30 protein-coding genes are annotated in these 26,063 nt (G+C 36.4%); 13 read left to right on the top strand and 17 right to left on the bottom strand.

The genetic code is table 11. The features are described 5' to 3' along the window. The first annotated feature begins 52 nt into the window (after positions 1–52). Together OPF91_RS13485 and OPF91_RS13490 are read left to right on the top strand one after the other, a co-directional pair. A complete protein-coding gene (locus OPF91_RS13485) occupies positions 53–736 on the top strand; it encodes a DUF2225 domain-containing protein (RefSeq protein WP_264989343.1) in 684 nt (227 codons plus the stop codon). A 103-nt stretch (positions 737–839) separates the two neighbouring features. Further along, positions 840–1,196, top strand: coding sequence for a hypothetical protein (locus tag OPF91_RS13490; RefSeq protein WP_264989345.1), 357 nt, complete (start codon positions 840–842; stop codon positions 1,194–1,196). 35 nt (positions 1,197–1,231) lie between these two features. On the opposite strand, the gene OPF91_RS13495 is transcribed toward OPF91_RS13490, so the two are convergent. Next, a complete protein-coding gene (locus tag OPF91_RS13495) occupies positions 1,232–2,059 on the bottom strand; it encodes a MerR family transcriptional regulator (RefSeq protein WP_264989346.1) in 828 nt (275 codons plus the stop codon). Positions 2,060–2,140: 81 nt separating this feature from the next. Here OPF91_RS13495 and OPF91_RS13500 point away from each other — a divergent pair, with 81 nt between their 5' ends. Both OPF91_RS13500 and OPF91_RS13505 read left to right on the top strand, forming a co-directional pair. Beyond that, a complete protein-coding gene (locus OPF91_RS13500) occupies positions 2,141–2,608 on the top strand; it encodes a GNAT family N-acetyltransferase (protein WP_264989347.1) in 468 nt (155 codons plus the stop codon). Continuing rightward, positions 2,595–3,926, top strand: a complete 1,332-nt coding sequence (locus OPF91_RS13505; protein ID WP_264989348.1) for an MATE family efflux transporter — start codon at positions 2,595–2,597, stop codon at positions 3,924–3,926. The genes OPF91_RS13500 and OPF91_RS13505 overlap by 14 nt, the downstream gene beginning before the upstream one ends. 40 nt (positions 3,927–3,966) lie before the next feature. On the opposite strand, the gene OPF91_RS13510 is transcribed toward OPF91_RS13505, so the two are convergent. Beyond that, positions 3,967–4,422: a GNAT family N-acetyltransferase gene (locus OPF91_RS13510; RefSeq protein WP_264989349.1), complete on the bottom strand. Its 456-nt coding sequence runs from the start codon at positions 4,420–4,422 to the stop codon at positions 3,967–3,969. 274 nt (positions 4,423–4,696) lie between these two features. Between OPF91_RS13510 and OPF91_RS13515 the strand changes: the two genes are divergently transcribed. Continuing rightward, a complete protein-coding gene (locus OPF91_RS13515; RefSeq protein WP_264989351.1) occupies positions 4,697–4,900 on the top strand; it encodes a GNAT family N-acetyltransferase in 204 nt (67 codons plus the stop codon). Between the two features lie 37 nt (positions 4,901–4,937). Here OPF91_RS13515 and OPF91_RS13520 read toward each other — a convergent pair whose 3' ends face one another. The 4 genes from OPF91_RS13520 to OPF91_RS13535 form a co-directional block, all read right to left on the bottom strand. Beyond that, on the bottom strand, positions 4,938–5,966 hold the full coding sequence (locus tag OPF91_RS13520) for an AI-2E family transporter (protein WP_264989352.1): 1,029 nt from the start codon (positions 5,964–5,966) through the stop codon (positions 4,938–4,940). Positions 5,967–6,208: 242 nt separating this feature from the next. Continuing rightward, complete coding sequence (locus OPF91_RS13525; RefSeq protein WP_373877058.1) at positions 6,209–6,664, bottom strand: cupin domain-containing protein; 456 nt, start codon at positions 6,662–6,664, stop codon at positions 6,209–6,211. A gap of 92 nt (positions 6,665–6,756) precedes the next feature. Then, on the bottom strand, positions 6,757–7,578 hold the full coding sequence (locus OPF91_RS13530; protein ID WP_264989355.1) for a hypothetical protein: 822 nt from the start codon (positions 7,576–7,578) through the stop codon (positions 6,757–6,759). Beyond that, entirely contained in the window at positions 7,568–8,083 is a 516-nt protein-coding gene (locus OPF91_RS13535) for a sigma-70 family RNA polymerase sigma factor (protein ID WP_264989357.1), read from the bottom strand. Before OPF91_RS13535 ends, OPF91_RS13530 begins: the two co-directional genes overlap by 11 nt. Before the next feature lie 135 nt (positions 8,084–8,218). Here OPF91_RS13535 and OPF91_RS13540 point away from each other — a divergent pair, with 135 nt between their 5' ends. The 5 genes from OPF91_RS13540 (at position 8,219) to OPF91_RS13560 (ending at position 12,015) form a co-directional block, all read left to right on the top strand. Continuing rightward, positions 8,219–8,755: a sigma-70 family RNA polymerase sigma factor gene (locus tag OPF91_RS13540; protein ID WP_264989358.1), complete on the top strand. Its 537-nt coding sequence runs from the start codon at positions 8,219–8,221 to the stop codon at positions 8,753–8,755. Continuing rightward, the gene (locus tag OPF91_RS13545) at positions 8,736–9,701 is read left to right on the top strand and encodes a DUF4179 domain-containing protein (protein ID WP_264989359.1); all 966 of its coding nucleotides are present in this window, start codon (positions 8,736–8,738) and stop codon (positions 9,699–9,701) included. Before OPF91_RS13540 ends, OPF91_RS13545 begins: the two co-directional genes overlap by 20 nt. Before the next feature lie 136 nt (positions 9,702–9,837). Further along, positions 9,838–10,380, top strand: coding sequence for a sigma-70 family RNA polymerase sigma factor (locus OPF91_RS13550; protein ID WP_264989566.1), 543 nt, complete (start codon positions 9,838–9,840; stop codon positions 10,378–10,380). Next, positions 10,365–10,754, top strand: coding sequence for a helix-turn-helix transcriptional regulator (locus OPF91_RS13555; protein ID WP_264989360.1), 390 nt, complete (start codon positions 10,365–10,367; stop codon positions 10,752–10,754). The genes OPF91_RS13550 and OPF91_RS13555 overlap by 16 nt, the downstream gene beginning before the upstream one ends. Next, positions 10,747–12,015: an FtsW/RodA/SpoVE family cell cycle protein gene (locus OPF91_RS13560; RefSeq protein ID WP_264989361.1), complete on the top strand. Its 1,269-nt coding sequence runs from the start codon at positions 10,747–10,749 to the stop codon at positions 12,013–12,015. Before OPF91_RS13555 ends, OPF91_RS13560 begins: the two co-directional genes overlap by 8 nt. Before the next feature lie 48 nt (positions 12,016–12,063). Here the strand turns inward: OPF91_RS13560 and OPF91_RS13565 are convergent, their stop codons facing one another. The 8 genes from OPF91_RS13565 to OPF91_RS13600 form a co-directional block, all read right to left on the bottom strand. Beyond that, positions 12,064–12,942, bottom strand: a complete 879-nt coding sequence (locus OPF91_RS13565; protein WP_264989362.1) for an ROK family protein — start codon at positions 12,940–12,942, stop codon at positions 12,064–12,066. Between the two features lie 53 nt (positions 12,943–12,995). Continuing rightward, on the bottom strand, positions 12,996–13,229 hold the full coding sequence (locus tag OPF91_RS13570; RefSeq protein ID WP_264989363.1) for a hypothetical protein: 234 nt from the start codon (positions 13,227–13,229) through the stop codon (positions 12,996–12,998). Between the two features lie 22 nt (positions 13,230–13,251). Beyond that, positions 13,252–14,571: a PTS sugar transporter subunit IIC gene (locus OPF91_RS13575; RefSeq protein ID WP_264989364.1), complete on the bottom strand. Its 1,320-nt coding sequence runs from the start codon at positions 14,569–14,571 to the stop codon at positions 13,252–13,254. Between the two features lie 73 nt (positions 14,572–14,644). Beyond that, complete coding sequence (locus tag OPF91_RS13580) at positions 14,645–14,947, bottom strand: PTS sugar transporter subunit IIB (RefSeq protein WP_264989567.1); 303 nt, start codon at positions 14,945–14,947, stop codon at positions 14,645–14,647. Positions 14,948–15,035: 88 nt separating this feature from the next. Then, positions 15,036–15,350: a PTS sugar transporter subunit IIA gene (locus OPF91_RS13585; RefSeq protein WP_264989365.1), complete on the bottom strand. Its 315-nt coding sequence runs from the start codon at positions 15,348–15,350 to the stop codon at positions 15,036–15,038. A 149-nt stretch (positions 15,351–15,499) separates the two neighbouring features. Next, positions 15,500–17,419, bottom strand: a complete 1,920-nt coding sequence (locus OPF91_RS13590; RefSeq protein ID WP_264989366.1) for a BglG family transcription antiterminator — start codon at positions 17,417–17,419, stop codon at positions 15,500–15,502. 181 nt (positions 17,420–17,600) lie between these two features. Next, a complete protein-coding gene (locus tag OPF91_RS13595) occupies positions 17,601–19,022 on the bottom strand; it encodes a 6-phospho-beta-glucosidase (RefSeq protein WP_264989368.1) in 1,422 nt (473 codons plus the stop codon). An 85-nt stretch (positions 19,023–19,107) separates the two neighbouring features. After that, on the bottom strand, positions 19,108–20,436 hold the full coding sequence (locus OPF91_RS13600; protein WP_264989369.1) for a 6-phospho-beta-glucosidase: 1,329 nt from the start codon (positions 20,434–20,436) through the stop codon (positions 19,108–19,110). Between the two features lie 185 nt (positions 20,437–20,621). Here OPF91_RS13600 and OPF91_RS13605 point away from each other — a divergent pair, with 185 nt between their 5' ends. Then, the gene (locus tag OPF91_RS13605; protein ID WP_264989370.1) at positions 20,622–21,353 is read left to right on the top strand and encodes a MurR/RpiR family transcriptional regulator; all 732 of its coding nucleotides are present in this window, start codon (positions 20,622–20,624) and stop codon (positions 21,351–21,353) included. Between the two features lie 9 nt (positions 21,354–21,362). Here OPF91_RS13605 and OPF91_RS13610 read toward each other — a convergent pair whose 3' ends face one another. Beyond that, complete coding sequence (locus OPF91_RS13610; protein ID WP_264989372.1) at positions 21,363–22,124, bottom strand: alpha/beta fold hydrolase; 762 nt, start codon at positions 22,122–22,124, stop codon at positions 21,363–21,365. Between the two features lie 159 nt (positions 22,125–22,283). Here OPF91_RS13610 and OPF91_RS13615 point away from each other — a divergent pair, with 159 nt between their 5' ends. After that, positions 22,284–23,066, top strand: coding sequence for an ABC transporter ATP-binding protein (locus OPF91_RS13615; protein ID WP_264989374.1), 783 nt, complete (start codon positions 22,284–22,286; stop codon positions 23,064–23,066). A 2-nt stretch (positions 23,067–23,068) separates the two neighbouring features. Then, a complete protein-coding gene (locus OPF91_RS13620) occupies positions 23,069–24,706 on the top strand; it encodes a hypothetical protein (protein WP_264989375.1) in 1,638 nt (545 codons plus the stop codon). Between the two features lie 261 nt (positions 24,707–24,967). Here OPF91_RS13620 and OPF91_RS13625 read toward each other — a convergent pair whose 3' ends face one another. After that, positions 24,968–25,231 carry an MGDG synthase family glycosyltransferase gene (locus tag OPF91_RS13625; RefSeq protein WP_264989376.1) on the bottom strand — a complete coding sequence of 88 codons (264 nt, stop codon included), beginning with the start codon at positions 25,229–25,231 and terminating at the stop codon, positions 24,968–24,970. Positions 25,232–25,265: 34 nt separating this feature from the next. After that, positions 25,266–25,979 carry a GntR family transcriptional regulator gene (locus tag OPF91_RS13630; RefSeq protein WP_264989377.1) on the bottom strand — a complete coding sequence of 238 codons (714 nt, stop codon included), beginning with the start codon at positions 25,977–25,979 and terminating at the stop codon, positions 25,266–25,268. Positions 25,980–26,063: the final 84 nt, after the last annotated feature.

Here is a 26,063-nt window from a genome sequence, read left to right on the forward strand (position 1 = left end):
TAGAACGATAATTTTTGTCATATAAATAGAACAAAAGAAAGGGATGGTTCATATGGCATTCAATATTTACTACTACGAAAGTCATGTAGATTGCAAATTTTGCAAAAAGCATTTTACCACATATAAGGTTCGACCTAACCGTTACAAAATTACTGAAGAGCATAGTGACTTTATGCCTGTTTACGAAGGCTTGAATCCTCTATTATATGAAGTAGCCGTTTGCCCACATTGTGGATTCGCCTACCATAAATCCATGACACGAACATACGGACCTTTTATGCAGCTCATCGAAGAAATTTATATTAAAGAACTGCGTAAGCCAATGAACATATGTCACGAACGAACAATCGATGATGCGATTACAAGCTTCAAATTAGCTTACCTCGTCTGTAGAGCTTCTATGGAAGAAGCATTATTAATGGCTAATATCGCTTTAAAAATCGCTTGGTTGTATCGTCTGAAGAATGATACCAAATCCGAGAGACGATACCTTGTTGCAGCAAGAGATTTTTATAGTAAATCCTTTGCCTCTAACCAAGAAGGTAGTGAGCGTATTCTTTATTTACATGCAGAACTCAGTCTACGTCTCGGTGATATTTCAGAAGCGAAAAAAGGGTTTTCTCGTTTAATCTCTGACCAACATGTTTCAGTAAAGCATCGTAAACTCGCTAAAAATCGTTGGGAAAATTATAAGTATGATGAACAGCCCACCAGTATAGAAAGCATTTCACAATAAAGTGAGCCTTCAATCGGTGGGGATTTTCCTCATCCCCCATCAATTAGTAGTTTCACCAATCTGGTTTTTACAGTCTGTTCATACGGGATAGGAGGGGATTTACATGATGCAGCTATTTATGAAAAAAATCGATGTACAGGAAGAAGATATTTTCTCAGAACTACATCATTTCTTACTAAGGAAAAATAATCGCTATTTAACAAATGATGAGGTTGTCACACTGACAGGCATTTCAACAGAATTGCTGCATAAATGGGTAAAGTCTGGAAAATTAAAAAGTGCACTTTTCCCAAATTTAGGCGCACCATGTGAACGCTGTGGCACACTAACAAAATCTAAAATATGCCTTCATTGCTCATCTTCTATTGTGGGTACTTTACAACAGGAAGAAAAAGATCGTCTGTGGTTTAGTCAAATTCAACACAATCATGCTAGAGCCAGTGCTTATCACCATAAGTAAATCGTGAAAAGCAAGCTGATTGACCAGCTTGCTTTTTAGCTTTTCTGAATCTCTAGCATAATCTTCGTCACATACTCTTGGTCACGATTTTTGGTAACGGCATCATAAATATATTCCTCATAAATATATTGCCCAAGTACATAGCCCTTTTCATCCATCACCTTTAATAATCGTTTATACGTGTCGCTCAATGTAGAGGAAGGTCCAACATGATAGCCAACTAATACCTCACCCTCGATTGCTTTAAAATACGGCTGTCCTGTTCGTGGTTGCGGCTGTTCCATATACAAATAGCTGTAATTATCATAATGTCCTGCCAGTACGTGCTCTCGCTTAGTAATCCCACCAATCGGATGCCCTGTATCCAATTGAGAACGATCCAATTCCTCGATAAAATCGGATACGGCCTTCACAAATTGTTCTTCCGTGGAATTTTCAATATTCCTACTTAAATACAATATTTCCTCTGCTTGATATTCAATTGTAATTTGCTCAAAATCGAGCTGTAATGCTTCCTTTGTAGAATTAATTTTCACATCTATAATACCTTCAATCATTTCAAGCTGTCTGCGCTTTTTCGAAACAATGTCCTTCTGTTGCTGCATCAGTTCTAAAAAATTGTCTGGTGATTTTGCAGCCATATATGTTTGTATATCTTTCAGAGACATACCAACAGCCTTTAATAACTCAATTACACTAAAAAAATCATATTGGGCAATCGAATAATAGCGATAGCCTTTATCATCCTTCATACTTGGTGACAACAAACCAATTTGATCGTAATAAATTAGTGTTTGCTTATTCACCTTGCAAATTTTAGCGAACTCACCTGTTGTAAAGTATTTTACATTTTTATTAAACATGATAAACACCTCTTGACTATATAGTTACTATATACTTTAAATTGTAACTATTCCAAATAAAAAATGAAAGGTTTTGACATTATGTTCACGGACATTCGTGACATCACTGCTTACAATAAGCAAGAAATTTTAGCATTACGCATCGCCACAGATCAACAACACTTTATCGAAAGCACCACTGAATGCTTAGAGGAAGCACAACAAGATTGTCGCTTTGTGCCAGTTGGCTTATACAAAGCAAATACCGCAGTTGGCTTCGCTATGTATGGTGTATTCCCACATGATGATAATACACAGCGTGTCTGGCTAGACCGTTACCTCATTGATGAGCAACACCAGCATCAAGGCTTGGGTAAATATTTTTTACAACAGCTCATTCACTATCTCACAAACAAATACCACTGTAAGCAAATTTATTTAAGTGTTTATGACGATAACGCAGTAGCGATTCAGCTTTATAAAAAATTCGGCTTTTATTTCAATGGCGAGCTCGATGACAAAGGGGAAAAAATCATGGTGAAGGAGCTAACTTCCTATGACAACCATTAATTCAATCGAAACGAGACCATTGCGACCTTTATTTTTATCCTATTTATTCCCTGCAATGATTGGCATGTTACTCATGTCGATTAATATTTTAGTGGATGGTATTTTTGTTAGTCATGGAGTTGGTCCAACAGCACTAGCAGGCGTCAATATCGCCGTACCGATTTTTTCTATCCTTCTATCCATTTCCTTATGGGTTGGCATGGGTGGTGCTACACTATTCTCCATTGCAATGGGTGAAGGTAATAAAAAAAGAGCACATCAATTTTTTACGTTATCCTTCGTGACAATGATAGCTGTTGTCATCACACTCATCATCATACTTTCACTTAATTTAAAGAAGGTAGCCTATATATTTGGAGCAAGTGACATCACCTACCCTTATGTACAACAATATTTACACATTATTTTACTATTTGGTATTTTTTATACAATAGAAAATTTGCTGAGCATTTTTATTCGTAATGATGGCAATCCTAAGTTAGCGATGGCAGGTTTAATTACAACATCTGTACTCAATATCATCCTAAATTATATTTTTATTTTTGTACTTCATTATGGTGTAACAGGCTGTGCATTGGCAACAGCCATTTCAACAATGCTAGGGATGTCGGTACTATGCTTACATTTCGCTCGTAAGCAGTCAGAATTGAAATTCGTACGCTCTTTCTTTAGTTTGTCGGATTTAAAGAAGATTTTCGCTATTGGACTACCAAGCTGTATTGTTGAAGCTACATTTGCTGTGATGGTCGTGCTATACAATATTACGTTTTCCTATTATTTAGGCGAAAATGGCGTTACTGCTTATGCCATTGTCAATTATATTCACTCTGTCCTATTAACGATTTTCCTTGGTATTGGTATGGCACTACAGCCTCTTGTAAGCTACCATCATGGGGCAAGACTGCTTGACCGTCTTACAGCATTATTGAAAATCGGTATCACAACAGCACTAATTTTAGGTTTAATCACAACATTATTCGCCATATTGTTCCCATCCCAAGTCATTGCATTATTTGGCGACAGCACCTTTGCTATCCGAAATATGGCGATTCAAGGCTTTGTCCATTTTGCAATCGGCTATATCTTCCTAGGCATCAATATGGTCTTTGCGGAGTTTTTCCAGTCTATCGAAAAAATTCGTCTGGCTACAACAATTATGTTATTACGTAGCATCGTTTTGTTTGTCCCAACATTAATCTTGCTACCAAAGCTATTTGGAGCCCAAGCCATTTGGTGGACATTCCCTGTGGCAGAGGGGATTACAGCCTTGTTGATTTATATATACATCAAAAAAAAGCCACATATTGTTACGGCATAAAGAAATGCCCCCTCACTTCTATAGGAGAGGGCATTTCTTTTTAACTATTTATATATTTGATAACCGCCATCTCTTGTCCAAAGCGATCTCCATTATCCACAAATCCTAAGCTTTCATATAAAGCATGTGCACCATTATTTTCTGGGTGATATCCGACGACCATCTTTTGTGCATGTGGTAACTTCGCCATTTCCTCCAACATCAGCTCCGTCGCCACTTTCCCTATCCCTTTTCCTTGATGGCGTTGATCCACCATAATACGATAAATCCAGTAACCCTCTAGCTCTTCCATAACTGAATTAAACATTAAAAATCCAACCACTTGTTCACCTAAATAAATAGCGTACGGCTTTAAGGTTGGCTCAAATTTAGATTGCGCAATCGAAACGGCATTTGGTTCAAGATAACCCTTCTGTGCCTGTGCTACCTCTAGTTCACAACACGCATACCAATTTTCTGCATTAACCTCTACAATTTTCACAATATTATTATTCATTATTTTCCCCTTCCACGTTTAGGGGAACGCCATTTATCAACGAGACGTAATCCCCATGCTATTCATATTCATCAAAAACAGTTTATTTGTCATAATGACCGCCCCCTTTAAAAATATATATCTATCTTAGCATCTATACTCTAAGATAATAAAATCAAAACATCTATCTTTTACATTATAATTTATATATAAAAGAAGAATATATTCATGACCACATTACATATAAAATTGTTTAAAGAAAAATCTACTGAATTAATTGAGATATTATGCAGCGGTGAATGGAAATTTCACACTAATTCTATTTTACAGCCTGGGAAAATGTTTTACGAAAGCGGGATTTGTCAAAGAAGGTTATTTACGAGCAGTATGGGAAAATTCAGATGGCACGCTTTTCGATACAGTTCTATATGCAGCCATTTTGCGTGATTGGCAAGCACAAACGATTACACCTAGTAAAATCTATGATGTTCCCTATTAAAACAGGCAACCTAGCATTTACGCTAAGTTGCCTTTTGTCATTCAATCGATTTGGCTTTCATATCCTCTGTAGATGTAACACCGAGTACATCCAATAAGAACATAAACAATGGAATACCGATAATCAGTCCCCATACACCTAAGAAATGCTCTGAGAATAGAATAATCATAAATGTGTAAAAAATAGGTAAGTCTGTTTTGGCAGACATGAGTTTAGGATTTAAGAAGTATGCCTCAACTGCATGAAGTACAGCGACAATGACTAACACATAGACAATATACATAAAGCCGCCAATACTATAGGCTATGATACATAATGGAATCATCGACACAATAACACCAGCCACAGGAATAAGGCCTAGTACAAAAATCATCATACCAAGTGCAATTAAATGCGGGAACCCTAATATAGACAGCGCAATCACTGATAAAATACAGTTGACTGCTGCAATAATAAATTGTGCCTCAATTACTTTACCAAAAGAACGAGTGAAAATCTTAGAGAAATACTGTAGTTCATTATACAACGGGGCAAGTTTGCTATCCTTAAACTTCATGGTAAATTCGATAATGCGCTTTTTGTCGAGCAAGATAAAAAGGCTTAAAATAACAGCGATTAACACTTGCATAATCACTTTACCAATATTCGTAATATTCTCAAAGATTATATTAACACCCTGCTCTAAGTATTTACCTAGTTCAATTTTTTCAAAAGTAGGTGCTAAATATCTTGTAATTTCATTATCGTTTGGATTCAAATTGAAGGCTGAGATTAAATTAAAGAGTTGTGTAATTTGCTGTGATAAAAGTGGTAAGTATTTATAAACAACACCGACAATACCCGCTACAAATAATAAATACAGTGTCACGATAATCAGTTTTTCGTTCAACCGTACATATTTGCGAATAGTGCTCGTTAACTTCATACTCAGTCGATTCATTAAATAGGTAATAATAAAGGTTAATAAAATTAAATTAATCATACTGCGCATTAAATACAGCGCAATCGCTATACCTACAAGAATCATAAAACGTTTAAAACCATGGCTACGAAAAAAACTTCCCATATACACTCCCCTTTATACTACGGACGACCTTTCTTTATGGTGAAAATAACTTTTTCATCATATTTTTTATGTCTACTATCTATTATAACGCTTTAAAACCGCATATCCACTGTGAGGGCTCAAAAAATTTGATTTTTCTCACTATATCCTGATGATTCACTGGCTTTCATTTGATGTACCTAACACTTCCCTTTCATATAGAAAAACATGCCCCATTCCCCTGAGACATGCTTGTTTCACAACTATCTATTCCCTTTTGTAGGCTGTACCGTACCAAATGGATGATTAGGTGGTGCGTAAATTGTATATAACTTTAATGGAATATGACCTGTATTCGTGACATTATGCCATGTACCAGCAGGAACAATGATTGCCATATCATCACGAACATATCGTCGAAAGCTTAAATTATTTTGGCTATTCCCCATTTGTACGAGTCCTTGCCCTTGTTCGATACATAAAAACTGGTCAACATTTGGATGCCTTTCTAAGCCGATATCCGCACCGACTGGTATACTCATTAACGTAATTTGCAAATGCTTTCCTGTCCATAATGCTAAACGATACATATTATTTTGTTCCGCAGCCTGTTCAATATTAATGACAAGTGGCTTCGCACCATAATCTTTTAGCTCATTGCTCTTATCATAGCCAGCTTCATCCGCTGCGTTTACAGCGACAGGTGGATAGATTGGCATTTGTGCATGATATGGATTTATATACAAATTTTCATCCCCCTTACTCTTCTACAGCTATTGTATGCAAGGACTAGGTGAAATGTCCGTAGTCATCAACTAATAGTGCCATTTTCATCGCAATGAAATTCTATTGTAAAGGCTTTTTCTGTCACACCACCCGCTATCTCAAAAAATCCCTCAATATAGATTCTGTAGGTACGTCCACCATCTATAAGCGAAACCTTATATGCGGTTTGCTGCCATTTTTGTTGGCTTGGTACATAATATGGTTTCGTTGCTGAAATATCGCTTGCACTTGTAAAGATATATCTTCCATATGTAGGGCTATATGCTGTCGTAAAATGTCCTGTTACCTCCAATGTTTTTAAAATAGCTGGAATATATACATATGTTGTTTTCGTAATACGCCCATCTGAATTAACCATAATTGGATCAGGTGAAATAGCTGCAATTTTTTCCTGCTCAATAGCTAAATGATTCGTTACCCAAGATTTTGCTTCTTGGTCGAACACTTGAGGGTCTATCCAACGATTATACTCCTCTATTGGCACAAGGCTCACCTGCAATCCTACTTTTTGCGCATGAACCCATTCTAATGATTTCGCATACTGTGCATAATACCGTTTCTTCTCCTCATCTGTAAGCGTCAAAATCACATCAGGCTCTTTTTCTTCTGTCACAATTACTTCTTCTTGTGGTTGACTTGTATGAATAGTTTCCTGCTCAGGCTTTGTCACAATAGTAATGGCTAAAATAGCAACTAATAGTAGCGCCCCTATAGATGCGATGACAGGTTTCCATGAATTTTTGGCTTTGGTTGACTGCTGTATACGATAACGGATTGCTAACTTTTCTTGCTCAGTCATAGTCATTGTTGGTGGCAATGTATTTTCAAGTTCCTGCTTAATATTCATAATCAAACGCCCCCGTCTCGATAGTTATTTTCACTAATTTCCTCGCTCTCACTAAACGTGTTTTCACTGTATTTGGTGAGCATTTTAAGACTTCTGCAATATCTACAACGGATAATTCAATATAATAATAGAGCCAAATAACTTCTCGATACTTAATAGGCAAAGCATTCACCAGCTCGCCAATCGTCTGCCTTTGCTCTTTTTGTTCATAATCTAGTTCAAGGGAATCCTGTCTTGTCCAATGCTTTATTTTTTCGGTCATTTCTAATTTTCGATAATGCCAGCTTTTTAAGTAATTTTGACACTCATTGACAGCGATACGATATAAATAGGTTTTCAACGAAGCACGTCCCTCAAAACGCTCAATGCTTTTGTAAAACTTCATAAAAACCTCTTGTACAATATCCTCTGTTTTCTGAATATCCTTCACATATGTATAGATAAGTCGCTTCACATAATCTCCATACGCTTCCAATGCCTCATTAAAATAATGCTCTTTATCCAAGCTACTCCCTCCCTTCTTAATATAATTAGACAAAGCTAATAGGTATCTGGTTTCTAAATATTTCACTATTAATTTAATAAAGTATGAAACCTTTTGATGGTTTTCCTGCCTCTAATAAGTGAAGGAGGTTACTATATGACAGATTCAGTTCAACTAGCAATGATGGCTATTACTGGAGATATAGCTGCATTTGAAAAGCTCGTTCTCCACGAAAGTGACAAACTTTATAAAATAGCTTATTTACATATGCAAAATAAGGAGGATTCCTTAGATATTGTACAAGAGGCAACATTTCAAGCATTTTTAGCCATTCAGACATTAAAAGAGCCTGCCTATTTCAGTACATGGCTGACTAAAATTCTTATTCGCACAGCCTATAAAGCGCTTGAACGCCAAAAACGCCTTGTACCACTGACAGACGATACCATTCAGTATATTTTAGAATCGACACAAGCTGAAGTACATGCTATTGATTTGTCCGAAGCATTGGAGAGCTTAAATACAGATTATCGCAATTGTATTTCTTTATATTATTTTTATGATTTGCCGATTAAAACGATTGCTCGTGTACTAGGGAAACCACCGTCCACCATTAAAACGCATTTACGGCGAGCGAAAGCTGAGTTAAAAAATACGCTTGGGGAGGAATACGATGCAAAACGACTTATTTAAAGATATTGACACACCACATGTAGAAGTTCGACAAGCAATTCAACAAGGGGTTACAAGAGGGCAAAGGACAAAAAAAATCCGTAAATATAAAAGGTTCAGCAAACAGCTTTCACTAATCGGTTTGGTAGCAGCCAGTTTACTCTTTATTTCAAGCCTGCTTTTTCAGCCTATTTATACTGTCGTAGCAGATGTACCGTTGATTGGTGATTTATATAAGAAGCTACATATATCAATTGGTGAAAATATTGCCTCTGAGAATTTACTAACAGAAATAAACACGGAGGTGATAGACAATGACGTGAGTATGACCATTACCTCTGCTTTTTATGATGGTTATTTTTTAGGTATTACTTTTAAAGCAACAGGTAAGCATTTATTCTATGAGCAGGAACAAGCAAGTGGACCAGAAACAGGCTATACATTTGAAATGTTTAATCGTAAAGATGAAACTACTTGGTGGAGCAGTACATTAACATCCTTAGAAAAAGAAGGCGATGGTTATGTGGGGGCAATTATTTTTCGAACTGGGGATGAACAACCTAATATTTCAACATTACCAATCACCTTCACACATATAGCGAGTGTTAACGGTGAATGGGCTTTTAATGTCCCTATTAAAACATTACCTTCTAAAAATATGCCATTACAACAAATCGCCGTCTCACAAGACAAAGCTTATGCTGTCCAATTTACAGAGGCTACCATCAATGCTACTAGTTTGATTGTACATTACAAAATCTTGCAACAAGCTGGTGTTGAGAATGAATACTTTCAATTTAAAGGGAAAATAAAGACAAAGGGCGGTTCTGCCTTTTTGCGTAGTACAGATACAAATAGGGTGATCCTTGAAAAGAACACAGCTACAGAAAAAATTATTCTTGAACCTTACTTTAAAATCAATAAAAAGGAAATCCCTCTAACCCCCATTGAAATTAACGTAAAATAAAGTGAACCGTCAATTGGGTTTTGACAGGCTGTTAATACGGGATAAATAGCATATCCATGTAGCATCCAACTTGCTAAAACCTTTTGCAAATGACAATCGTCTAATTGGCTGAATGGAGGGATATTGTTTGGAGGATATGATTATAGCTCCTAGTAAAGCCATCAAGGCGGAGCAAATTGTAGATGACTTAATGCGTGCCTATGGTCAAGAAATTTTACAGCTCGTCTATGCATATGTGCATGACAAAGCCATCGCTGAAGATTTAACACAGGAAATTTTTGTGAAATGCTATCGCTCATTAGACAGCTATAAAGGAAAGTCACATATTAAAACATGGCTGTGGCGTATTGCTATTAACCATACTAAAGATTATTTAAAAAGCTGGTATCACCAACATGTGTATGTGACAGAGGATACCTACTTACATACCATGCAAACTACTTCCACTGTCGAACAAAGAATTGTCCAACAAGATGAAGATACTGCACTCGCTAATGCCGTAATGGATTTACCTATTTTATATCGTGAAGTGATTTATCTTTTTTATTTTGAAGAGTGGAAAATACAAGAAATCGCTAAAATGTTGCGAACCAATAGTAATACGGTGAAGACAAGGCTACGCAAAGGCAAAATGCTATTAAAGAATCGATTGGAGGAATCACAGTGGAGGAACGATTAAAAGGCTTAAAGCGAGCCATGCAAAAAACAACCTTTCAGCACTTAGCATTTACAGAGCAGCATCGCCAAACGGTTCAACACCAACTGTCAGCAACGGATTTACTAACTGAAATACTCGCTTTACTTACAACACAAAAAACAGGGACTGCGCTCACAGAATTGCTTCACATTAAAGGAACACCATTGATTCAGCAGAATGAAGGGCTGCTTTATACAACATTACATCAGGCTGAATTGGATGGCTATGTGGAGGCTTATTGGACAGATACAATGGAGAAATATTATCAAATGACCGCAAAAGGACAAAAGCTCTTACATCAAAAACAGGAGCGTTCTCCTAAAGGCTTTTTCAAAGGAGGGTTTGTCCATGAATAGCAAACAATTTTTACAAATAGTTCTTGGGCATATTCGCTCTAAAGAAGCTAAACAACATGTACAAACAGAGCTGTCACAGCATATACAAAAAAACAAGGAAGTATGGTTAACACAGGGGTATAATGAGGAGGAGGCAGAAAAAAAGGCCGTCCTTGCTATGGGACCACCTACCACATTAGGAAAATCACTTAACCGTGTACATAAACAAAAAATCGATTGGCTACTGTTAGTTATTTTTGGGGCGATACTTCTACTGGGCTTTTTACCGTTATTAACATTAGATGTCGAGCTTGACCAACAGCTCCTTATCCGCAATAAAATCGTGCATGTTCTTGTAAGCTTTAGCATTGTGCTTGGCATGATGTTTATCGACTTTCGCAAATGGGCTGGCTGGGGCTATGTATTTTACGGTTTAGGTATGGGGTTTCTAATTTTACTTACCTTCTTTAGTACACACCATATCAATGGAGAGCCATTCTTTTTTAGGCTAAATGCATGGTTTACACTACCACTATTTTGTCTCGCTTGGGCAGCATTGTTAGCAAAGAAAGATTTTCCGCTGTGGCAGCTAGGTATCTTTGTATTTGGTTCCCTTATGCTCTTTAGTTTTGTGGCAAATTTGAATGTGTTGTTACTATACTTAGCGCTATTATTTGTACTGTTCTCTAGTAGTGCTTTATCAAAAAAGAAAAAAGCTATTATAGTAAGCTGTTCCATCCTACTTGTAGTAAGTATTACTTTATATCTCGTCATCAACTATCGAAATGGCTCCATCGCAACATACCAACTTGCTCGTTTTTGGGCATTCCTTGACCCATATGCATATGGAGATACAGAAGGATTCCTATATGTACGATTTGCCGATATTATTCGTCAGGCACATTGGTTTGGCAGTGGTTCAACCTTTATTTTACATGAAGCACATACAGATTTTGTATTAGTACATCTTATTCAATCCTTTGGGCTTGCTACAGCACTAGGCATCGTGGTACTGCTATTTGTTGTTCTCTATCGTTGTATTCGTATTGCTACAAACATTCACCACCATTTTGGGCGATTATTAGTTGTAGGGGCATTGACACTATTCGCTATGCAGCTACTTTATTCAATAGCTATGACCTTTGGAATTGTACCTATCACATCCTTTTCACTTCCATTTATCAGCTATGGTCTTAGTACAACTATATTGAACGCATTTTTTATCGGCATTGCCTTAAGTGTTTATCGCCATCAACATAGGCAATTCCCTTCTATTTCATAATACACAGTCCTCCATTGGTATCAAAGAATGGAGGACTTAAGTTATTTATTACTGCATCTTTTGAAAATGATAAAATGCGCCAAGCAGACCTGCATCATTGCGATAATGACATGGCTCCACAGGTATCTTAAAGGCCTGCCACAGCTCATACTTCTCTAACTGTCGATTGATTTCCTCAAGTAAATAGGTTTGTGCACTTACACCGCCACCAATTAATATTTTTTCTGGATTCAACGTCACCGCTAGATTATAAACGCCTCGGCTAATATGCTGAATCCATTGATCTACAAGCTCCTTCACTGCCGTATCTGTCATGGCCTCTGCAAAAATCTGTGCTCCTTCCACATGCCCCTGTACTTTTTTATAAGCTTTATAAGTAAACAGTAGCTTAGAAAATGATGCTGTCACATGCATGTCAAGCATACACTCACTGTGAAAAGCTGTAAGCATCGCACCATACTCTCCCGCTCGATAACGATACCCACGATAAATATCTCCATTTAAATAGAGCCCTCCACCAATACCTGTTCCAATTGTCATACAAACGAAATTTTGACATTCCTGCGCATTACCACTGATTTTTTCAGCTAAGGCTACACAATTTCCATCGTTCTCAATTTCTACGGGTAATGAAAACTCTGCCTCTAACAACTGTTTCATATTTTGTCCATCTAAAGCGGTAATCGCACCCGCTCTTTCCAAGTAACCTGTGTCAATATCCACATAACCTGGCATACTGATGGCAATACCAGCTATATCATGATTCTGTTGATAATTCCGAATTGTTAGTAGCATATTATCAAGAAATACAGCTAAATTATCCCTTACCGTTTTATACGCATCCTTCGTCAGTAATTCGCCATTTGCGTTGATAATACCGTGCTTTATTTTTGTACCACCACAGTCAAAAACGATATATTTTGTCATTTAAGCATCCTCCCACAAAAAAGGAGTCTTCAATAAGACCCCTTTCCATTTGATTACGCTAGTTGAATAGCATAAGATAAAGCCGCTCCATGAGGTGTTTTCTTGAAAATCTCTTTTACATACCTTACCGTCTCATCCTCTGTTAAAGCAGTTTCTACCACTATATACATATCGACTTTATTTAATTGCTCAACATTTACTTTTATTTGTGCATCCTCATACATATTAAAAAAGTCATGTAAAAATTTAATTTGTCCTGCCATAATACGAATTTTATGCTGATTCAATGACCTTGTTCTCCTTCATAGCTTATTTTTGAACTACGTCAGCTGCTTTATTTGCTGCCATGACAAATGGTAAGTAAATTAATGTTGAAACAGCTAAACATACGAATCCAATCACTAATGCTAACCAATTTCCACCTGTACCTAAGAAGGCAATTAGTGGGCCTGGTGTTGTCCAAGGAACTGAATAGGCAATAGGTGGAATCAGCCCAAAATGAATAGCCGACCAGCCAATTAAAATATTAACAATCGGTGCTAATACAAATGGAATAATCAAGATTGGATTTAATACGACTGGTAATCCAAAAATAATTGGTTCATTAATATTAAACAGCCCTGGTGCTAATGATAATTTACCAATATCACGATAATCTTTTCTTCTAGATACGATGAAGACAGCAATTAATAGCCCCAATGTCATACCAGAACCGCCATAGTTGGCAAATGCATCATTGATTGCCCATGAAATTTCATATGGCGCTCCCCAAGCAGAGCCATTTGCTGCAACATAATTTAAGTTTTCTAAGTTGGCTTCTGTAAACATCGCCTCACGAATAGCTGCGATTGTATTTGGACCATGGATACCAAATATCCATAATAAATTGGAAACAAAGGCTAAAATAATAATAGACCATACACTACTTGTCCCTAATTGCTTTAATGGTGTTTGCAACACTGTATAAATTAATTGATGTAAACCTGCTGGATAAACAGCGTTAATGATAGCGTTGGCAATAGCAAATAAAATAGTAATAATAATAATCGGGAATAATACCTTAAACGTACGTGCAACGGCTGGTGGTACGGAAGCAGGCATTTTAATCTGTAGTTTTTCAGATTTAGATAATCGACTAAAGATTTCACCAACCAATAAACCAACAATAAGAGCAACGAATAACCCTTGTGCACCTAGCCATTGTGCTGTTAGTAAACTTGCTCCATCCACATTTTGATATGGTGGATAAATAATAAAGAATGTTGATAAAGCTGTAATACCACTTAATAGATCATCTGCCTTCAATTCAATCGCAATATTCCTTGCGACCAGAAAGACGATAAACATGGATAAAATATTGGTCGAACCATTAATAACAGGGATAAAGACAGATTGATATTCAGCTAAACTCGGAAATAGTTTGTGTAAAAATAGAATTTTAGCAATAAATCCATCTGGCGCTAAAATCGCAAAATTTAAAAGTAATACTAACGAGCCCGCCATTGTAATTGGAAATGATAAAATAAATGCATCCCGAATCGCTACAATATGCCTTTGGGAATTTAATTTCGTTGCAATAGGTACAAGAACTTTCTCCATACCTTTTTCAAAACTTGACATAAATGCCATAAACCTTCCCCCTTATAAAATATAGTAGACTACATTATTTTCTGATTTTTCAGAATTTAAAGAGCGTATAAATTTACCCCATTAACTCCAATGCGCGATTTAAAACAGCTTCACCATCCATTATTCCGTAAGATCGCATATCAATTACCTCAACAGGTATTCGACCTTTTACTAGCGCATCTACTTGTGATTTTTGATAGCGTACTTGTGGACCTAATAGCACAACGTGTACCTCATCAATAACAGAGCTTGCTTCTGAAACAGGCAAGGCATCAATTTCAATTTCGATGCCCTTATTTTGAGCAGCTTCCTTCATTTTATTTACCAATAGACTCGTAGACATCCCTGCAGCACATACTAATAGAATTTTTTTCATCATCCAGTTCCTCCTCGTTTACATCCATTTTTATGCGATATGTTAGTCAATACATGCATTAAATTTTTGAAAATCCCTCCTTTATTTTTTAATGCTTTATTACCTTGTACAAATCGACAAATTCCCTAGCTAAATCCTTCACAGTCATTGCTGTCATTAAATGATCCTGTGCATGTACCATTAGTAAGGATACTGTGTTTTCATTCCCTTGAATCTCTTCCTGAATTAACGCTGTTTGTACATGATGCGCTTCAAGGAGTGCTGCTTCAGCTTCTTGCAATTTTTCCTCAGCTCCTGCTACATCTCCCTGTTTGGCTAAAAAAATAGCCTCCATTGCAAAGCTTTTGCCATTTCCGCCATGCAAAATTATTTGAAATATCGTTTCTCCACTTATGTTAGCCACAAAAATCACCACTTTTCTAAATTTTTAGAATAATCAAGAGACATAACCGCTAAAGTAAGATATTCTACACTTTTTATTATAAAATGTAAGCGCTTTAATTAAAGGTATCTTTTTTCCGTTAACCAACGGAAAAAGATATGTATAGCACTTTATGTTTGTAATAGTGCTATTATTTCCTCTGGTGTCTGACTATCTAGAAGTTTTTGGATAGTAGATTTATTTTCAATGATAGCAATCAACTTCTTAAACATATTATCTAAATCCGTCGTAGAGCCTTGTTTAACATTTAATAAGCATACAAATTGCACCATTTTTTGCTCATGCCATTGAATAGGACGCTTTAAAGTGCATATCGTCCAAAAAGTCTCTGTCGTTACAGGCTTCATTGGATGTGGAATAGCCACTAAATTGCCATAGCTTGTTGGAGCAATCGCTTCTCTTTCTAAAACAAGCTCTACATAGTCTTTTGACACTAATTGCTGCCTATATAACTCATTACATAAAAAACGAATAACGCTTTCTTTATCTAACAAATCCTTTTTGAGAAATATTCTTGAAGCATGTGTATATACCTTTGTCTCACTTGGATGTGCAACGATACTTTTCTGAATAGATTCAATATCCCTATCCTCTAAAAAAGTGCTCACCACGATCACCGGAATAGGTACATGTTCTTTTATCGGAATGGTGCTAATAATTAAATCCACCATTGCTAAGTCAACATTCATCAAATTATAGTAATTAATGGTATCGATAATCTCAATGTTATTTTCAAATAAATGTAGCAGTCGATAATACAATAATTTCGCACTACCCACACCCGAAGCACAAATAATCAATACTCGTTTTTTGTTATTTTTTGTAGCCTTTCTGCGTTCAAGTGCCACGCCAATATGAAGGGCAATATAAGCAATTTCATGCTCAGTCACTTCACTACCCAAATACTCCTCGATACACTTACTAGCAATCACTGCCCCCTCAAACGCCATAGGGTATTTTTTCTTAATATCCTCTAATAAAGGATTGCGGATATTCATTTTATATCTTAGACGATTCATGGCTGGACGAATATGTAATGTTAACGATTGGATAAATTCCATATCACCTTTTAAATTCCAATTTAGCTCCTGCTGTAATCTCTCCAATATATTTTGTACAATGCGTCCAACCTCATCAAATTCGCCATATTCGATTAACTCCTTTTGATGTAGTAGCTTTGTCCCTAATAAATGCACAATTATGTAATCTATTTCAGCAGCAGGAAAATCTAATCCTGTATAGACTTCAACCTCTTGAATAATTTCACTCGCTACAATCCTTTCAAAAGGATAGTGTTCAATTAAGCCATCTTCAAACGGTTCAATTACAAATTTTTCTTCAATTCGTTTACAAGCAATGGCAATATGTGTTGCTAAATTCTCTAGGGAAATATCTGAAATATCAATTTTATATTCACTAACTTTGGCAATCAGTATTTGTTTGATTTTTTGAATCAATTCAGGGTCAAACAAATACATCGTCCCACCATACAAATCAATATGTCGATTATTACTGAACAATGTATTGGATAAGCAAAGCCTTTTCATATATTCGTCGCCCTCTACTTTTGTACCGTAGTATGGACGATTCGTAAGCTTTAAATTGTATTTTTCAAGTATTTCACGCACGAACTTTAAATCATTTTGCACAGTAGATAGGGACACAAACATTTCTTCTGTAAAACTATCTAATTTAATACAGTCTTTTTCTAATATGAGTCGTCTTAGCATATACAGCACACGATTTTGTTGATGAACAAAATCTTCTGCAAGGTCACTTGGATTATGGATCTGCTTGAGATGATTCACAAAAAAATTGATATCCTGTACTTTTAATTGATAGCCTTTTCCTCGAGTCGATTCAATAGCATCTTCATTTAACATGTATTCTTGCTGTATAAGCTTTATCTCTGTACGTACAGTTCGATCACTTATGCCTAATTCTTTAGCCATCCATTCTGATGTTAGTGGCTCTTTTGCACTGGCTAACAATAATAAAATATCCCGTTGACGCTTTGAAATAATATTCATTATCCAAATTCCTCCTTACTACAGTTATTCGCTCGACACATCCAAACATGATTTTTTTCGTCTATTTACTAGTATATCATTGCAGCCTATTTATATGTAAACTCCCAGTCCTAGCAATACTTACACAAAAAATCAACTTACACCTTTTATGTAAGCTGACTTTTTGAGCTACGTTATGCTTTTATAATTCCTCTCCATTTGTTGCAATAACACGCTGATACCATGCAAAGGACTTTTTCTTTCTTCGAGCTAATGTACCATTTCCTTCATTATCTTTATCTACATAAATAAACCCGTAACGTTTTTCTAGCTCTCCTGTACCAAAGCTCACGACATCAATGCAGCCCCAAGCCGTATAGCCCATTACATCCACGCCATCTAACTCAACGGCTTTTTTCATTTCAACAATATGCTGCTTTAAATAATGAATTCTGTAATCATCCTGAATCGTCCCATCTTCTTCTATCACATCTCTTGCTCCAAAGCCATTTTCAACAATAAATAATGGCTTCTGATAGCGCTCATAAACAGTATTTAATGTATAGCGCAAGCCCACTGGGTCAATCTGCCATCCCCACTCACTTGCTTTTACATGTGGATTGCGTATCATGCGCTTAAATTCACCATATGGCTGACTACCCTCTACATCACGTCCACAAACAACGCCCGACATATAATAGCTAAAGCCAATATAGTCCACCGTTCCTTGCCGTAATATATCCTCATCCTCTTTCGTATAGTCAAGATGGTAGCCCTGTCTTTCCCAATATTTCTTTATATAGCTTGGGATAGCTCCTCTTGCGTGTACATCACTAAAGAACCATCTATTACGCATAGCTACTGATGCCTCCATCACATCATCTGGATGGCAAGAGTACGGGTAAATAGGAACATAAGCCATCATACAGCCTATTTGAAAATCAGGGTTAATGTCATGACCTATTTTGGCAACCTTTGCACTGGCAATCAATTCATAAAGAGCTGCTTGGTACATCGTTTTCTCACGATTTTCTCCTTCTTGATAAAGAATACCTGAGTTTGTAAAACTAAATAAATCATGACTTGTATCAGATTGATTATTAATTTCATTAAAGGTCATCCAATACTTTATTTTATGCTGATAACGGTTCATCACTGTTTCTGCAAATTTCGCAAAAAAATCAATCATTTTGCGATTACGGAAGCCACCATATGTTTTCACAAGATGATAAGGCATTTCAAAATGTGATAGTGTAATGACTGGCTCAATATTATATTTTAGCAATTCATCAAATAAGTCGTCGTAAAATTGTAACCCTTCCTCATTTGCTTGCTCTTCATCTCCATTTGGAAAAATTCTCGTCCATGCAATAGAGGTACGAAAACATTTAAAGCCCATTTCTGCAAATAGCTGAATGTCCTCTTTATAGCGTGAATAAAAATCAATGGCCTCATGATTAGGATAATAGTAGCCATCTACTATACCATCTGTAATTTGCCGTGGTACACCGTGTCTCCCTGCTGTCATCACATCGGTGCTACTCATGCCTTTACCACCTTTATTCCAACCACCCTCAAGCTGATGGGCCGCTACTGCTCCACCCCATAGAAAGTCCTCTCTCATCTTATGCCCCCTTAGCTATAATCAATTACACTGAACCAAGATAAAAGGAGATACCCTTCAAGATATCTCCCCATCGTCCACTCTATTACACTTCTACTTTTTGAAAGAATTTTGGTAAATGCTCTTTATGTGCCTCTAGCATTTCATCTAAAATTGCTTTACCAACTTTATCTGAAGGGACAAGTGGGTTAATCGTCATTGCTAGTAATGCTGTATCATAATTACCTGTTACTGCCGCTTCAGCAGCTACTCGTTCAAATGATTTAATTTGCTGTACAAGCCCTCGTACTGCTACTGGTAAATCTCCAATAGCAAGTGGTTTTGGACCTTCTTTTGTAATGACACAGCTAATTTCAACCGCTGAATCATGTGGAATACTTGCAATAGCACCGTTGTTAATCGTATTTACTGGCTGAATATCTCGTTTATCATTATAAATAGATGAAATTAAACGTACTGCTGCATCACTATAATATGCACCACCACGTTTTTCAAGCTGAGGTGGTTTAATATCTAAGTTAGGGTCTTTATATAATTCAAACAATTCATCTTCCAGTTTTTTCACAACTTCTGCTCTTGTTGTGCCCTCTTTGAAGTTTTTCAGTTCTTTTTCTAGCATTTCATCGGATTTATAGTAGTACATATGATATGGGCATGTTAAAACATTTAATGCACGAATGAATTCTGGCTCCCAACCTTGCCCCTCTATATTTTTCACGAAACTGCTATTCTCTGGATTTGTTAATAGCTCAATCACTTTGTCTTTTACACTTATACCGTCTACATAGACATCTAAGCCATAAACCATATGATTCAATCCTGCAAAATCAACACGTACACGAGAATGATCTACCTCTAAAAGCTTCGCCACACCCATCTCAATACCAATTGGCACATTACACAAGCCCACAACTTTGCGGTGGCTTGTGTAGCGTAGCACTGCCTCTGTTACCATACCAGCAGGATTTGTAAAGTTGATTAGCCAAGCATCTGGACATAGCTCTTGAATATCCTTAATAATATCCAAGATCACAGGAATTGTACGCAATCCTTTGAATAATCCACCTGGTCCATTTGTTTCTTGACCTAATACACCATGACTTAATGGGATTCTTTCGTCTTTCGCACGAGCATCTAGTAAACCTACACGGAATTGTGTTGTAACAAAATCAGCATCTTTTAACGCCGCTCTTCTATCTAGCGTTAAATGTACCTCGATTGGTAAGCCTGCTTTTTCAATCATTCTTTTTGCTAAATTACCAACGATGTCCAATTTTTCTTTTCCTGCTTCAATATCTACAAGCCACAGTTCTCTTACTGGTAATTCGTGATAACGTTTAATAAAACCTTCTACTAGCTCAGGAGTATAACTAGAACCTCCACCAATTGTTACAATTTTAATGCCTTTTGTCATAACTTACACACCTCCGAGTAATTTAACAACTGCATCCTTCTATACCTCTGATTGTAACGAGGTTCTATAAATTCGTAAATATCTACAGCCTATCTAGTTTTTAGTAACAGCTAAAGGAATTTGTTTCGTAAATGTAACGTGTTGTGTCATAATAAATGTATGAATAAAGGGAGGTGCTACGATAAATGTTTACACCTGAAATCATTGCTTCATTTAATGAATTAGAAACTTCTTTATATAATTACATTTGCCAACATGGTGAAAAGGTTGCTTATATGCGGATTCGTGAGTTGGCAGACGAAACACATATGTCCACCTCTACTATTTTACGTTTTTGTAGAAAAATAAATTGCGAAGGTTTTTCTGAATTTAAAGTCAAACTCAAAATGCATTTGAATACCCAAAAGAAGATCATCCTACCAAGTGGACAACATGTTATCACTGAATTTTTTGAACGCACATTACAAAGTGGCATGGAAGATAAAATTCAACAAGCGGCTGATTTAGTAGCACAGGCAGATAGTGTAATTTTTATCGGCTTGGGTAGCTCTGGCATTTTAGCTGAATATGGTGCACGTTATTTCTCAAGTATTGGTACACTATCTATGTATATTAAGGACCCTTTTTTCCCAATCCCTTCACAGCTATTGCACAATAGCGTGACAATTGCCTTGTCTGTATCTGGTGAAACAAGCTTTACCATTACACAGCTACATCAGCTTAAACAAAAGGGAAGTAAGTCTATTAGCCTCACAAACAATAAATATTCTTCTATTGCCAAAATTGCAGATATTAATATTTCTTATTATGTCACAGAAGAATGGTATGAAAATGCTAATATTACAACACAGGTTCCTGTGATGTATATTTTAGAAGCGATGGCACGTGCAATTCAAAAAGTTAATCACAGTAATTGAACCCCTGTTTTAGCAACAGAGGTTCTTTATTATATCTGCTAACTCTTTATGGTTCGTTAATGGTAATAAATGCTGACCATTCGTAATAATAGTCGCTGTTATTTGATGCTGCTGCTCAAATGCTTGTATTCGCTGACGTGTGATTTCATCTGTAGCACTCTCTTCAGCTATGCACAGAAAAAGTGGTACGTGCATTGTCTCTACACGAAAATCATAGTTATCTAGCTCCTTAGCAAGTGCATTAACAGCGGCTTCCTCTGCATGATGTCGCCATATATGCTGCTGATGGACAAAATTCTGTGTAAAATACTGCTGATAAAATGCACGATTCGTTGTGTCAGCTAATGTCTCTGTCAATGCTTCCACTGTTTCCGTAATATCCTCAAAGCGCTCTGTCATCGGTAATTGAATTGGCTCTGTTTCAGCTACTGGTTCAAAGAAATAACCGCCATCCAGTAACCAAATAGACGCTACATGCTCTGCATACTGCTTATAATATGCCTGCACAATCCATGCTCCGATTGAATTACCAATAAAATGTGCCCTCTGAATGCCAAGCCTTTGTAGTTGATTGTGGATATTTTTCACATACGAAACAATTGTACAATCTGCTACCTGATAGCCATTATGCCCAGGTAAATCGAAGCTAATTATTTTACAATGTGGTAAGTCTGTAGCAAGCTGCTCGTATATTTCTTTACGTTCCCCCAAAGCAGGAATCGCAACTAAAACTAATCCCTCTGCTTGCTTGTTATATATTGTGTATTGCATTTAAAAACCTCATTTCTACAATTTCTTACATCTTAACATATCCACACCCTATTTTTCGGGCGAACCATTACTTTTAGGAGGGGGCTTTTGCATGAAATACATTGCTAGTGAAACTTTTTAACCATTCATTCGTACATACAGAGGAAAGGAGTGACAAAAATGGAACAGCAGGAAATTTTAACGATTACTAATTTAACAAAAAGCTATGGTAATAAGAACGTTTTAAACGGTATTGATTTACACGTTTCTAGAGGGGAAATAATCGGCTATATCGGTCCGAATGGTGCTGGGAAAAGTACAACTGTGAAAATTATTTTAGGCATCGAAGGAGAATATGGTGGAGAAATTAAGCTATTTGGTGAAGACATTCGTCAAAGTGGTGCTACATATAAACAAAGAATTGGCTATGTGCCTGAAATAGCGGACGTTTATGATAATTTAACAGGCTATGAATATTTAACCTTTATCGGACAACTATATGGTTTAACATTAGACTTGGCTACACATAAATCACAAACTTTAATGGAGCTATTCGGTGTTGGTGAGGCTTATCATGCACGAATCTCCTCTTATTCAAAGGGGATGCGTCAAAAACTGCTCATTATTTCAAGCCTTCTACATAATCCCGATATTGTATTTTTGGATGAGCCTATTAATGGATTAGATGCCAATAGTGTCATGGTATTTAAAGAAATTTTGCTACAGCTAGCCGCACAAGGCAAAACAATCTTTTATTCTTCACACATTATGGACGTTGTAGAAAAAATCAGTAGTCGAATTATTTTACTGCATGATGGCAAGGTCGCTGCCGATGGTACGTTTGAACAGCTACAAAAAGACAATACAGAAGGTACATTAGAGCGGATTTTCAACCAATTGACAGGCTTTGACCGTCATCAAGAAATTGGTGAACAGTTCGTTACAATTGTACAAGAGGTGTAATGATGAAGGATTTCAAAATATTACAGCTACTCGATAAATTACAATTTCTCTTTGTCAAAATGGGTATCGATTATGACATCATGCGCAAAATTCTCCATATAAAATTAACGATGGATGAGCGAAAAGTACCTACACTTTTCAATCAAAATGCTAAAAAGAAAGAAAATCAGACGTATAGCTATATAAAGTCACTATGGATTTATGTACTCATGGGACTCATACTCATCCCCTTTATTAGCTTTGGGACACAATTTCTTTTTCAAATGAGCATCGTCTATGTCATGGTAATGTTCATTATTATGACATCCATGATTTCCGATTTTTCCTCTGTATTGTTGGATATACGTGACCGTACAATTCTTGCTACAAAACCTATTCATACGAAAACATTAAATGCAGCAAAATTCATGCATATTTTGATTTATTTAAGCTTTTTAACGGTTGCTTTTACAGCAATTCCTCTCATTGTTAGCTTAATACGACATGGTATTTTTTTCTTTTTACTAACTATCTTGGAACTGATTTTTATTAATATTTTAATCGTCGTTATGACAGCGCTTCTGTATATGATGGTCTTGAGATTTTTTGATGGTGAAAAATTAAAGGACATGATTAATTATGTACAAATAGGGCTCTCTCTGATGTTAATGATTAGCTATCAATTTGTCATACGCTCTTTTGAATTTGTAAATTTAGATGTCCATGTTAATTTTCACTGGTGGAGTATTTTGCTGATTCCAATGTGGTTCGCTGCGCCTTATGAGTTGCTATTCAATGGCAACTATTCCTTCTGGGCCATCATCTTAAGCAGCTTAGCCATCATCATTCCTATACTCTCTATATGGTTATATATCAAGCTGATTCCAACCTTTGAGCGTAATCTACAAAAATTACTAAGTACAAGCAAATCCAAAAAAGAGAAAACTAATCGTTTGCGAGCATTTTTCTTGCAGTTAATTTGTCCAACACACGAAGAAAGAGCCTTTTACCGTTTCGCCTCCCTCATGATGAAGCAGGAGCGAGAATTTAAGCTAAAAGTCTACCCATCATTAGGATTTTCTTTCGTTATTCCATTTATTTTTATGTTGAATACGTTGAGAGATGAACACGTTGACTTTGCGAATAGCATGAGCTATTTAACAATTTATTTTTCCATGCTCATTATTCCAGCAGCCGTGCTCACGCTTGGTCATTCTAGTAAGTATAAGGCGGCTTGGATTTACAAAGTCGTACCTGTCACAGACTATTCTCTGTTAATAAAAGGAAGCCTCAAAGCCTTCTTACTCAAATTATATATGCCTATATTTATTATACTCAGTATCGCATTCTGCTTTATTTACGGGCCACATATTATAGTCGATTTATGTATTATTTTAGTCGTTGGATGGCTATATGCGATTATTGGTTATTTATGCTTTGGTTACACCATTCCATTCTCCGAGCCTTACGATGCTATGGCACAAGGAAAAAGTACAATGACAATTGCATTATTTCTATTATTAGCGCTGTTGGCAGGCCTTCATTATGTAGCAGCCACATTCATTCCGTATGGTTCTATTATTTTACTATTTATAATAGTAATGGTTAATGTAATCGTATGGAAAAAGGTTTTTACACGCCAGCCAAAATACCTTCAATAACATTCACGCAAAATGCCAAAGAACTCATTTCAGAGCGCTTTGGCATCTTTTATTGTACATTATGTGAGGCAAGAAACATCTCATGGACTGCCTGATTTTTACCTAGCATGGATTGCATAAATCGTACACATTCCAATTGTTGGTGTAGTCATTCAATGGTGTGTCATTCGGTAATTGCCAAGCTAAAATTTGCTGATATAGCTTCTTGTTCGTGCCACGTAAAATATAGTAATGAAAATATTCATTTTGTTTGAGCTGTTCCTATAAGTTAGTACAATTCATCAAGCCTAAATTCCCACCCGCAATTAAAATATTGCGTGCAAAATTATGCAATGCTGTCATTCGGAGCATTCCCTCACTCCAAAATTGACTCACGACAAAGTCTGTATACACATTCACAACATGGATTTGGCAATGTCCACTTTGCTTTAATTTATTGAGTAAATAAGATGGCACACTTTGTGTACAAAAAATAATATCTGGCTTCTCTTGTTCTAGTAAGTGCAGTAAATGCTTCAATGACATTTCATATAGTCACATAAAAACAATGCGGCTTTCGTTACCTTTGTATAATAACGGTTTTAAACACAAATTTATCATACCGATGACGTGAAAATGAATATTCAAAAGGCATGCCTATATTTAAATAAGCTACTTGTTCTACTTCCAATATAGGATCATTTGCTGCACAATGTAAGTATTCTTGGTCAAGTTCGCCTGGTTTATCTGCACGAATTTTGCGATGTGCACCTCCAATTGTTAAACCAAGCGTTTCTGTAATATGATCGTATATAGATCCTTTCAAGATTTCTTTTGTCAAATCCTTAATAATTGTTGCAGGCATGTATGTTCGCTCCAATACATAAGGTTCTCCATGCCATTTTCGTAATCGGATAATATGATAAGTTGGTGTTTGAAGATCAATGGACAAGTGAGCCGCTACTTCTTGTGATGGAAATTGGATATCAAATCCAATAATAACACTTTCAACATGTTCGGCTCCAATTAACTTGGTCAGCCCTACATTTTCATTGTTAAGTACATTGACCAGCTTTTCCTCTTTTGCGGATTTCACAATAAACGTCCCATGCCCTCTTTTACGATATAATAACCCTTCCGCCACTAAAATATCTAATGCTTTTTTTACAGTCATCCTACTGCATAAAAACTCTTTAGTCAGCGATACTTCATCCGTAATAGGATAATTTGAATCATATTCACCTCTTTGGATGCGTCTTCTCATTTCATTTGCAATATCACTATATTTCGCCAACTTCATCGCTCCCGAAAAGAATAAGTTCTTTTAACTGTATCACTGAAGTAGCAGACAGACAACGAAAAAAGACACTCCAAAGTG

Source organism: Lysinibacillus piscis, from assembly GCF_026012395.1.
Lineage (GTDB): Bacteria > Bacillota > Bacilli > Bacillales_A > Planococcaceae > Lysinibacillus > Lysinibacillus piscis.

Excerpts from the sequence above, each read along its gene's own strand:
- OPF91_RS13500 (WP_264989347.1), top strand. The coding sequence starts at position 2,141 with ATGTTCACGGACATTCGTGACATCACTGCTTACAATAAGCAAGAAATT.
- OPF91_RS13530 (WP_264989355.1), bottom strand. The coding sequence starts at position 7,578 with ATGAATATTAAGCAGGAACTTGAAAATACATTGCCACCAACAATGACT.
- OPF91_RS13495 (WP_264989346.1), bottom strand. The coding sequence starts at position 2,059 with ATGTTTAATAAAAATGTAAAATACTTTACAACAGGTGAGTTCGCTAAA.
- OPF91_RS13510 (WP_264989349.1), bottom strand. The coding sequence starts at position 4,422 with ATGAATAATAATATTGTGAAAATTGTAGAGGTTAATGCAGAAAATTGG.
- OPF91_RS13615 (WP_264989374.1), top strand. The coding sequence starts at position 22,284 with ATGGAACAGCAGGAAATTTTAACGATTACTAATTTAACAAAAAGCTAT.
- OPF91_RS13600 (WP_264989369.1), bottom strand. The coding sequence starts at position 20,436 with ATGACAAAAGGCATTAAAATTGTAACAATTGGTGGAGGTTCTAGTTAT.
- OPF91_RS13605 (WP_264989370.1), top strand. The coding sequence starts at position 20,622 with ATGTTTACACCTGAAATCATTGCTTCATTTAATGAATTAGAAACTTCT.
- OPF91_RS13485 (WP_264989343.1), top strand. The coding sequence starts at position 53 with ATGGCATTCAATATTTACTACTACGAAAGTCATGTAGATTGCAAATTT.
- OPF91_RS13565 (WP_264989362.1), bottom strand. The coding sequence starts at position 12,942 with ATGACAAAATATATCGTTTTTGACTGTGGTGGTACAAAAATAAAGCAC.
- OPF91_RS13520 (WP_264989352.1), bottom strand. The coding sequence starts at position 5,966 with ATGGGAAGTTTTTTTCGTAGCCATGGTTTTAAACGTTTTATGATTCTT.
- OPF91_RS13490 (WP_264989345.1), top strand. The coding sequence starts at position 840 with ATGATGCAGCTATTTATGAAAAAAATCGATGTACAGGAAGAAGATATT.
- OPF91_RS13505 (WP_264989348.1), top strand. The coding sequence starts at position 2,595 with ATGACAACCATTAATTCAATCGAAACGAGACCATTGCGACCTTTATTT.
- OPF91_RS13575 (WP_264989364.1), bottom strand. The coding sequence starts at position 14,571 with ATGGCATTTATGTCAAGTTTTGAAAAAGGTATGGAGAAAGTTCTTGTA.
- OPF91_RS13610 (WP_264989372.1), bottom strand. The coding sequence starts at position 22,124 with ATGCAATACACAATATATAACAAGCAAGCAGAGGGATTAGTTTTAGTT.
- OPF91_RS13545 (WP_264989359.1), top strand. The coding sequence starts at position 8,736 with ATGCAAAACGACTTATTTAAAGATATTGACACACCACATGTAGAAGTT.
- OPF91_RS13525 (WP_373877058.1), bottom strand. The coding sequence starts at position 6,664 with ATGCCAATCTATCCACCTGTCGCTGTAAACGCAGCGGATGAAGCTGGC.
- OPF91_RS13620 (WP_264989375.1), top strand. The coding sequence starts at position 23,069 with ATGAAGGATTTCAAAATATTACAGCTACTCGATAAATTACAATTTCTC.
- OPF91_RS13550 (WP_264989566.1), top strand. The coding sequence starts at position 9,838 with ATGATTATAGCTCCTAGTAAAGCCATCAAGGCGGAGCAAATTGTAGAT.
- OPF91_RS13560 (WP_264989361.1), top strand. The coding sequence starts at position 10,747 with ATGAATAGCAAACAATTTTTACAAATAGTTCTTGGGCATATTCGCTCT.
- OPF91_RS13625 (WP_264989376.1), bottom strand. The coding sequence starts at position 25,231 with ATGTCATTGAAGCATTTACTGCACTTACTAGAACAAGAGAAGCCAGAT.
- OPF91_RS13540 (WP_264989358.1), top strand. The coding sequence starts at position 8,219 with ATGACAGATTCAGTTCAACTAGCAATGATGGCTATTACTGGAGATATA.
- OPF91_RS13595 (WP_264989368.1), bottom strand. The coding sequence starts at position 19,022 with ATGAGAGAGGACTTTCTATGGGGTGGAGCAGTAGCGGCCCATCAGCTT.
- OPF91_RS13580 (WP_264989567.1), bottom strand. The coding sequence starts at position 14,947 with ATGAAAAAAATTCTATTAGTATGTGCTGCAGGGATGTCTACGAGTCTA.
- OPF91_RS13590 (WP_264989366.1), bottom strand. The coding sequence starts at position 17,419 with ATGAATATTATTTCAAAGCGTCAACGGGATATTTTATTATTGTTAGCC.